General features: G+C 65.4%; 7 protein-coding genes. 2 read left to right on the top strand and 5 right to left on the bottom strand.

The features are described from left to right. Positions 1 to 218: 218 nt before the first annotated feature. The 5 genes from ASD86_RS06090 to ASD86_RS06110 form a co-directional block, all read right to left on the bottom strand. Entirely contained in the window at positions 219 to 2,468 is a 2,250-nt protein-coding gene (locus tag ASD86_RS06090) for a thiamine pyrophosphate-dependent enzyme (protein ID WP_056109104.1), read from the bottom strand. A gap of 125 nt (positions 2,469 to 2,593) precedes the next feature. Then, positions 2,594 to 3,232, bottom strand: coding sequence for a glutathione S-transferase family protein (locus tag ASD86_RS06095; protein ID WP_235567697.1), 639 nt, complete (start codon positions 3,230 to 3,232; stop codon positions 2,594 to 2,596). Next, positions 3,232 to 3,792, bottom strand: a complete 561-nt coding sequence (locus tag ASD86_RS06100; protein WP_056108246.1) for a GNAT family N-acetyltransferase — start codon at positions 3,790 to 3,792, stop codon at positions 3,232 to 3,234. The genes ASD86_RS06095 and ASD86_RS06100 overlap by 1 nt, the downstream gene beginning before the upstream one ends. A gap of 207 nt (positions 3,793 to 3,999) precedes the next feature. Next, entirely contained in the window at positions 4,000 to 5,163 is a 1,164-nt protein-coding gene (locus ASD86_RS06105; protein ID WP_056108249.1) for an acyl-CoA dehydrogenase family protein, read from the bottom strand. Between the two features lie 185 nt (positions 5,164 to 5,348). Then, a complete protein-coding gene (locus ASD86_RS06110) occupies positions 5,349 to 6,179 on the bottom strand; it encodes a glycine zipper 2TM domain-containing protein (protein ID WP_056108251.1) in 831 nt (276 codons plus the stop codon). 222 nt (positions 6,180 to 6,401) lie between these two features. On the opposite strand from ASD86_RS06110, the gene ASD86_RS06115 reads away from it, so the two are divergent. Beyond that, a complete protein-coding gene (locus ASD86_RS06115) occupies positions 6,402 to 6,623 on the top strand; it encodes a DUF6116 family protein (protein WP_036109572.1) in 222 nt (73 codons plus the stop codon). Positions 6,624 to 6,627: 4 nt separating this feature from the next. Beyond that, positions 6,628 to 7,398: a TatD family hydrolase gene (locus ASD86_RS06120; RefSeq protein WP_056108255.1), complete on the top strand. Its 771-nt coding sequence runs from the start codon at positions 6,628 to 6,630 to the stop codon at positions 7,396 to 7,398. Positions 7,399 to 7,959 lie beyond the last annotated feature (561 nt).

Below are 7,959 nucleotides of genomic sequence, written 5' to 3' on the forward strand. Positions count from 1 at the left end.
CCGCGACCGCGACACCACGAACCGCGACGCAGCGATCCAGACACTACGTGGTCGCAGCTTGCGCAGTTCCTACGGCGACCAACCGAAGCACCATTCCCGATTGTAGGAGCGGCGCGAGCCGCGACTGCGATACCACGAACCGCTGCGAAGCGATCGGGGCGCTACGCGGTCGCAGCTTGCGCAGCTCCTACAGGCAACCCAGTCCGCTCGCGTCCGACTCAACCCTTCGCCAACAAATCCGCGGCGCGGACGATATCCTCTTCGCCCGGAATCACCAGGAACGCCGCGCCAGCCAACGGCGTGTAGGTATCCACGCCGACCACACGCTGCATCGGCACGCCGCCGAATCCGGCTTCGGCCAGCGCGGTGATCACGCCCTCGCCCACCCCAGCACTGCGCCGGCCTTCGTCGACCACGATGATGCGCTTGGCGTTGCTGGCCTGCTGCGCGATGTAGGCGTCGTTGAGCGGCACCAGCCAGCGCAGGTCGATCACCCGGGCTTTCCAGCCCAGCGACTGCTCGATCTGGCGAGCCGCGCGCAAGCTCATCGGCACACCGTTGCCATAGGTGAAGATGACCAGATCGTCGCCATCGCCGCCTTCCGGCAGATACGCGCGCCCCTCGCCCAGCGTCATCGCCTGATCGGGCGACGGATACTGGGTCAGCCAACGACCGTCGCCGGCCTCGTACAAATCCTTGGTCATGTACAGCGCGATCGGCTCCAGCAACACCGCCACCCGGCCGTCGACCTTGGCCAGCGCGGTCAGCGTGCGCAGCATCGTCGCCGCGTCGTCGCCACGCGAGGGACAACCGACCACCAGGCCGGGAATATCGCGCAGCGCGGTGATCGAATTGTCGTTGTGGAAATGCCCGCCGAAGCCGCGCTGATAGCCCAGCCCGGCGATGCGCACCACCATCGGATTGCGATATTGGTTGTTGCTGAAGAACTGCAGCGACGCCGCTTCGCCGCGAATCTGGTCGCAGGCATTGTGGAAATACGCCAGGTACTGGATTTCCGGAATCGGCAGCAGACCGACGTTGGCGAAGCCCTGAGCCATGCCCAGGATCATGGTTTCGTCGAGCAAGGTATTGAACACGCGACGCGGGCCGAAGGCTTTCTGCAGGCCCTTGGTCACTGTGTACACACCGCCCTTCTGGGCGACGTCTTCTCCGAACAACAGCGTCTCGGGGTACTTGGCGAAGATGTCGTGCAGCGCGTTGTTGATCTGGATCGCCAGATGCCGCGGCGGCTGGTTCTCCGGCAGCTTGGTTTCGCCACCGAACACCTCCAGGCGACGCTCGGCGAAATCTGCGCGCGCGGCTTCCTTCGCGACCGCCGCCGGCGTGTACGGCGCCAGCGGCGCAATCACTTCAGCCAGATCGTCGAGCTTCGGCCGGCGATCGGCCTCCTCGGCCGCGGCGAAACAGCGCTTGCGCGTGGCTTCGTACAGATCGATCACGTCAGCCTTCGACATCAGCCCCGACTCCAGCGCGATCGCCGCGGATCGCAGCAGCGGATCGCTGGCCTCGACCGCGCACAGCTCTTCGACCGAACGCCATTCGATTTCGAAATCGGTGCCGGCGTGACCCATGATGCGGGTGGTGCGCAGATGCAGGAAGGTCGGGCGGCGGGTGCGGCGGCAATGTTCGACCGCGCGCTTCACGTCGCCGTAGCCGCTGGCCAGATCGAGGCCGTCGGCGGCGAAATAATCCAGCCCGTCCATCGTGCGGAAACGATTGCCGATCCAGCCGCCCGGGGTCTTCACCGAGATACCGATGCCGTTGTCCTCGCACACGAACAACACCGGCGCGGGCAGCTTCTGGTACGCGGTCCAGGCCGCGGCGTTGAACGCGGTCTGCGCGGTGGCGTGATTGGCCGAGGCATCGCCGAACGAGCAGATCGCGATGCTGTCGTCGGGGATCGGCAAACCATGGCCGAGGCGCCGACCGGTTTCGATGGCGACCGCGGTGCCCAATGCCTTGGGCAGATGCGAGGCGATGGTCGAGGTCTGCGGCAGCACCCACAACGGCTTGCTGCCCCACACCTTGTGGCGGCCGCCCGAGGCCGGGTCGTCCTTGCTCGCCGCGAACGACAGCGCCGAATCCATCACCGGGTCCATGCCGGGCAGCTTGCGGAAACGCTCGGCCATGAAGCCGCCGCTGCGGTAATGCAGGAACGCCGGATCGGTGTGGCGCGCGAGCCGCGCGACCATCGCATTACCTTCGTGACCGCTGGAACCGATGGTGTAGAAGACCTTGTTCTGCACCCGCAATACGCGCGCCATCAGATCGAGATGGCGGCTGATCAACTGCGATTCGAACAGCTCGCGAAAGCCGCGCGCGTCCAGCGCACTGCCGTCGAGAATGGCCTCGTCGGCCGCGGGACGCGCATCGGCGCGGCCATTCCAGGCTTGCACGAATTCGACGAAATTGACGTCGCAGATCTCGGCCCGGTTGAGGCCCTTCATGCGCGCCGGAATCGGGCTCGCGACGGGATTGAAGTTGGGCACGCTGCTGAAAATCGAAGACTGCGGTTGCGCTGACATTGCAAGCTCCGCCGCCCGCATGCGGGTCGGCTCATCGGTAGGAAAGATCAGGAGGTGAGGGCGATCCGCTGCGCGGCCCGCGCATCGGGCTCGGGCAAGGCGACGAAACCCGGTGTCGCGCGCACGCGCGCCAGCCAGGCCTGCACCGCCGGATACGAAGACAAACCGATGCCGCCGTGTTCGGCCACATCGGTATAGGCGAACAGCGCGATATCGGCGATGCCGTAGCGTTCGCCGGTGAACCACGGATGGTCGTGCAGATGCCGCTGCATCACCGCAAGGGCTTGATGGCCGCGTTCGCGCAAGCGCGGCAGTTCGGCGCGACGCGGCGAATCCAGTTCGGTCCAGCCGGCGATGAAACGCGCCACCGCGATGCAGGGTTCGTGACTGTACTGCTCGAAGTTCATCCAGCTCAGCGCCTGCGCGCGCTGCCACAGGTCGGCGGGCAGGAATTCGCTGCCGTCGGCGAGGTAATACAGGATCGCGTTGGATTCGCTGAGCGTGCGGCCGTCGTCGAACTCGACCACCGGCACCTTGCCGTTGGGATTGAGCGCGAGAAACTGCGGCGTGCGGGTCTGACCCTGGCTGCTGTCGACTTCGACCCAGCGGTAGTGCTCGCCCAATTGCTCCAGCAGCAGACGCAGCTTGTGGCAATTACCCGACGGGGAAAAGCCATGCACGGTGATCACGCCGACGCTCCGGCCTTGCGCCGCGCGCGCCATTGTTCGACCGTCTGGCCCCAGATCTCGACCTCCTTGTCGTTGAGGGGCTCGGGCAAGAAACGCCCTTGACGCAGGTAACGCGAGCCGAGCTTGGCAGCGACGGCCTTGGAACCCAGGTTGTCCGGGTCGATGGTGTGGATGATCTCGCGCCAGCCCAGGTGCTCGAACGCCCATTCCATCGCCGCGGCCGAGCCCTCGCTCGCGTAACCCTTGCCGTTTTCCGAAGCGACGATGCCCCAGCCGACTTCGGTGCCGGGCCAGCCTTCCGGACACCATGGACCGAGCCGGCCGATCCAGCGGCCGCTGCTCTTTTCGATCACCGAGAAGAACGCGAAGCCCTGCACCGCCCACGAACCGATCACCGCCATCATCGCGCGCCAGGCCAGCGCCCGCGGCTGCGCGCCGCCGACGTAGCGCACATGCTCGGCGTCGGCCATGAATTCGGCCCAGGCGTCGAAATCCTCCAGCCGCGGCGGGCGCAGGATCAGGCGCGGGGTTTCCAGCTGGATGTCGGGGATCGTCATCACGGTCGCGTACTCCTGCTGCGCATCGCCAACCCCTGTTCGCGGATGAAAGCCCCTCTCCCGCTGCGGGCGAGGGGTTGGGGGTGAGGGGCGCGAGACTGCGCTGATTGCGCAAGCCGCTACTTGCCGCGCGCCCTCATCCGGCCCTTCGGGCCACCTTCTCCCGCAAGCGGGAGAAGGAATATCGTGCTGCCTGCGGCAGCAAAATTAAAAAGCGTTGATCCCCGTCAACTCACGGCCGACCACCAACTGGTGAATCGTCTCGGTACCTTCGTACGTGATCACCGATTCCAGATTCAGCGCATGCCGGATCGCCGCATGCTCGGTGGTGATGCCGGCGCCGCCGAGCAGGTCGCGGCATTCGCGCGCGATGTCGATGGCCATGCGGCAGTTGTTCCACTTCGCCAGCGACACCTGGGTCGGCTGCATGTTGCCGGCGTCCTTCAAGCGACCGAGTTGCACCACCAGCATCTGCGCCAGGGTGATTCGGCGCGCCATCTCGGCCATCTTGATCTGCGCCGACTGCGTGGCCGCGACCGGACGATCGAACAGGATGCGTTCCTTGGTGTAGCCCAGCACTTCGTCCAGACAGGCGATGGCCGCACCGATCGGGCCCCAGGTGATGCCGTAGCGGGCCTGGGTCAGGCAACCCAACGGGCCCTTGAGGCCTTTCACGTTCGGCAGGCGGTTGGCTTCGGGCACGCGCACGTTGTCGAAGAACAGCGACGAAGTCACCGACGCGCGCAGGCTCATCTTGTGCTTGATTTCCTGGGCGGCGAAACCGGGCATGCCCTTCTCGACCACGAAGCCCTGGATGCCGTCCTCGGTCTGCGCCCAGACGATGGCGATGTCGGCCAGGTTGCCGTTGGTGATCCACATCTTGGAGCCGTTGAGGACCCAGTCGCCGCCGTCCTTCTTGGCGTTGGTCTTCATGTTGGCCGGATCGGAGCCGCCGTGCGGCTCGGTCAGGCCGAAACAGCCGATGATCTGGCCCTTGGCCATGCCCGGCAGCCAGCGCTCGCGCTGCTCTTCAGTGCCGTAGGCGAAGATCGGGTACATGCACAGCGAGGACTGCACGCTGACGAAGCTGCGGATGCCGCTGTCGCCGCGTTCGAGTTCCTGGCAGATCAGGCCGTAGCTGACCGCGTTGAGGCCGGCGCAGCCGTACTTTTCCGGCAGCGAAGAGCCCAGCAGGCCCAGGTCGGCGATCTCTGGCACCAGTTCCTTGGGGAAACGACCCTGGTCGAAGGCATCGCCGATGATCGGGATCACGCGCTCGTCGGTGAAGCGCGCCACGGTGTCCTGTACGGCGCGCTCCTCTTCGCTGAGCAGGGAACGGACGTCGAACAGATCGTAGGGATTCAGGGCCATGGCGGGCTTTGGGAGACCTGTGGGGCAGAAAGACCGTCATTGTAATGGTCGCGCCGGGCTGGAGTAGCCCAATTGGACCGGCCCGTCGCATTACGCAAGTTTCCCGCATTCGCGCCAAGGCGCGCGCAAAAAAGAACGGGGCCGGATGATCCGGCCCCGTTCGGGAACTGCATGTCAGGCGACGATCAGCCGCGGCTGGGCACCGACGCAGTCGCGGTCTGGGTCACGACCTGGCCGTCGATGACCGGCAGGCGCTGAGCCGGACGCTCGTCCATGCGGATGGTCTGTTCCTGACCCTGATAGCGGTAGGTCACGTCGTAGCCGACCACCTTGTTCTCGTTGCCCAGGGCGATGCGGCTGCCCGGCTTGGTCTCGGTGCGCATGGTGCCGGTGGTGCCGTCCGGATTGCGGAAGGTCACGTTGTAAGCGACCACGCGCGAGGACTGCGAGCTGTCGGACACGGTGTGGCACTGGCGCTCGGTGCGGTTCACCACCCGGCCGCCGACATGATTACGGTCGACCCGGTTGCCGATGAAGCCGCCGGCCACGGCGCCGGCCGCGGTCGCGGCCTTCTTGCCGTTGCCGCCGCCGACCTGATTGCCCAGCAAACCGCCGATGACCGCGCCGGCGACGGTGCCGCCGACGTTGCCGTCGCGTTCGGGCAGGCGGTCCTGCACGACCACGTCGTTGCAGACTTCGCGCGGGGTCGACACGGTATTGGTCTCGCGCACCGGATCGGTACCGATCACGGTCGCGTAGAGCTTTTCTTTCTGGTTGATCGGCTTGACGTTGACCACGTCGGCGTAATCGAGCTGCGGCGCCGGAGCGTTGATCGCGCCGTTCGCGGCGATGTTGTCGCCCTCGGCGGTGACGCCGTTGATCGGCAACTGCGCGTTCGGGGCCAGACCGGCCTGCGCGTTGGCGGCATCGTTGCCGCGGAAGCTCTGGAACGCGGCGACGGCCACGCCGCCTACCAGCAGCGACGCAATCGCGACTGCAATCAAGTTCTTATTCATTTGGAGCCTCCTGCAGCGGGGTCACCGCGGTGATGATTCGGTCCTGACAGCGGCCGCGAACGAGGCGTCGCCGGACAATGCAGGACCGCGTTGTGGACGTCGCCATTCCACCACCGGAATGCTGAACCGGTGCCTATTGATTTTCGCTAATCTGTCCCCTATCTGAACCGTCACGCGGCTACGTGCTAGCGTGTTTGCCAACCCGGTCACACCTCAATCGCCATGGCCAATCCGCTGCTCGCTCCCCTGATGGGTTTTCTCGGACGCCTGAGTTATCCGCGTCTGTTCATGCTCACCGCGGCCCTGTTCGCATTCGACCTGGTGATCCCGGACTTCGTGCCGTTCGCCGACGAGATCCTGCTCGGCCTGGGCACCTTACTGCTGGCGAACTTCAAGAAGCGCAAGGAACCGCAGCCGCCGACCGTGCTGCCGCCGTCGCGCTGAGCGCATGCCCGCGCTGGTCGACAGCCACTGCCACCTCGACGCGCCCGAATTCGATCCCGATCGCGCGCAGGTAGTCGCACGCGCGCGCGCCGCCGGGGTGACCCGGCAAGTCGTGCCGGCGATCGACGCCGCCGGCTGGCCGAAACTGCGCGAGGTCTGCGCGGCCGATCCGGGCCTGCATCCGGCCTACGGCCTGCATCCGATGTATCTGTCGTCGCATCGGCCGCAACATCTTGATGAACTGCGCGAGTGGCTCGAGCGCGAACGTCCGTGCGCGGTCGGCGAATGCGGACTGGATTATTTCGTCGACGGCCTGGATCGCGACGAGCAGTCGCTTTATTTCGACGGCCAGTTGCGACTCGCGCGCGAATTCGACTTGCCGGTGATCGTGCATGCGCGCCACGCGGTCGAAGCCACCATCGCCGCGATCCGCCGCGTCGGCAACCTGCGCGGCGTGGTGCACAGCTATTCCGGCAGCGAGGAACAGGCCGAGCAACTGTGGAAACTCGGTTTCCTGATCGGACTCGGCGGCCCGGTCACCTACGACCGCGCCAAGCGCCTGCGCCGCATCGTCGCGGCGATGCCGATCGAGTTCCTGCTGCTGGAAACCGACGCCCCGGACCAGCCCGATGCCGACATCCGCGGACAACGCAACGAACCGGCGCGGTTGGCCGGCGTGTGCGAAGTCATCGCCCAATTGCGCGGGGTGCCGTACGAGCAGGTCGCCGAGGCGACTTCGGCTAATGCGCGGCGGTTGTTTGGTCTGGCGGTTTGAGCGTGCGGCAAGCCGGCGAAGCACAAAGCGGCGGGACCTAAAGCCCCAACAAAATACTTCATAGCTTTGCGACGAACCGCAGTCGCTTTGCAAACGCGATGGCGAGTAATTAATCGCACAGTGACGAGCCAATCACCTGCTTCGCTCGACTTCACAATCATGTCGCGATGGAGCCCTGGATCCCCGCCTTCGCGGGGATGACGGCTTGGGAGAGGCGTGGGCTGTGTCGATGTCGAGGGAGTGGCAGGAGCCATGTCGATGTCGATGCGATGTGGACGAGGTTATCCAGTGTTGTTGTGATTTTCTGACCAGAATCGTGTTTGCCCAGGACCGTAGTTAACTTCGGTACAAAAATCTCGGCACGAATGAATTCGACCAAGCCAAATTCGACGTGATTGAAGTGGCGCGGTCGCGGCTTGCGCCGCTCCTACAGGTAGGCCATGCGAGTTCGGCTTAGGTTTGAAGGCGAGCAGTTCATCCAGCGCTGCGAAGCCACTGACTCGCGTTAGCAAACGCACACCCGAAGGGCGGCGCACATGGATGTGCGCCGTGCGCCACCGA

This window comes from Lysobacter sp. Root690 (assembly GCF_001427785.1).
In the GTDB taxonomy this organism is placed as follows: Bacteria; Pseudomonadota; Gammaproteobacteria; order Xanthomonadales; family Xanthomonadaceae; genus Lysobacter.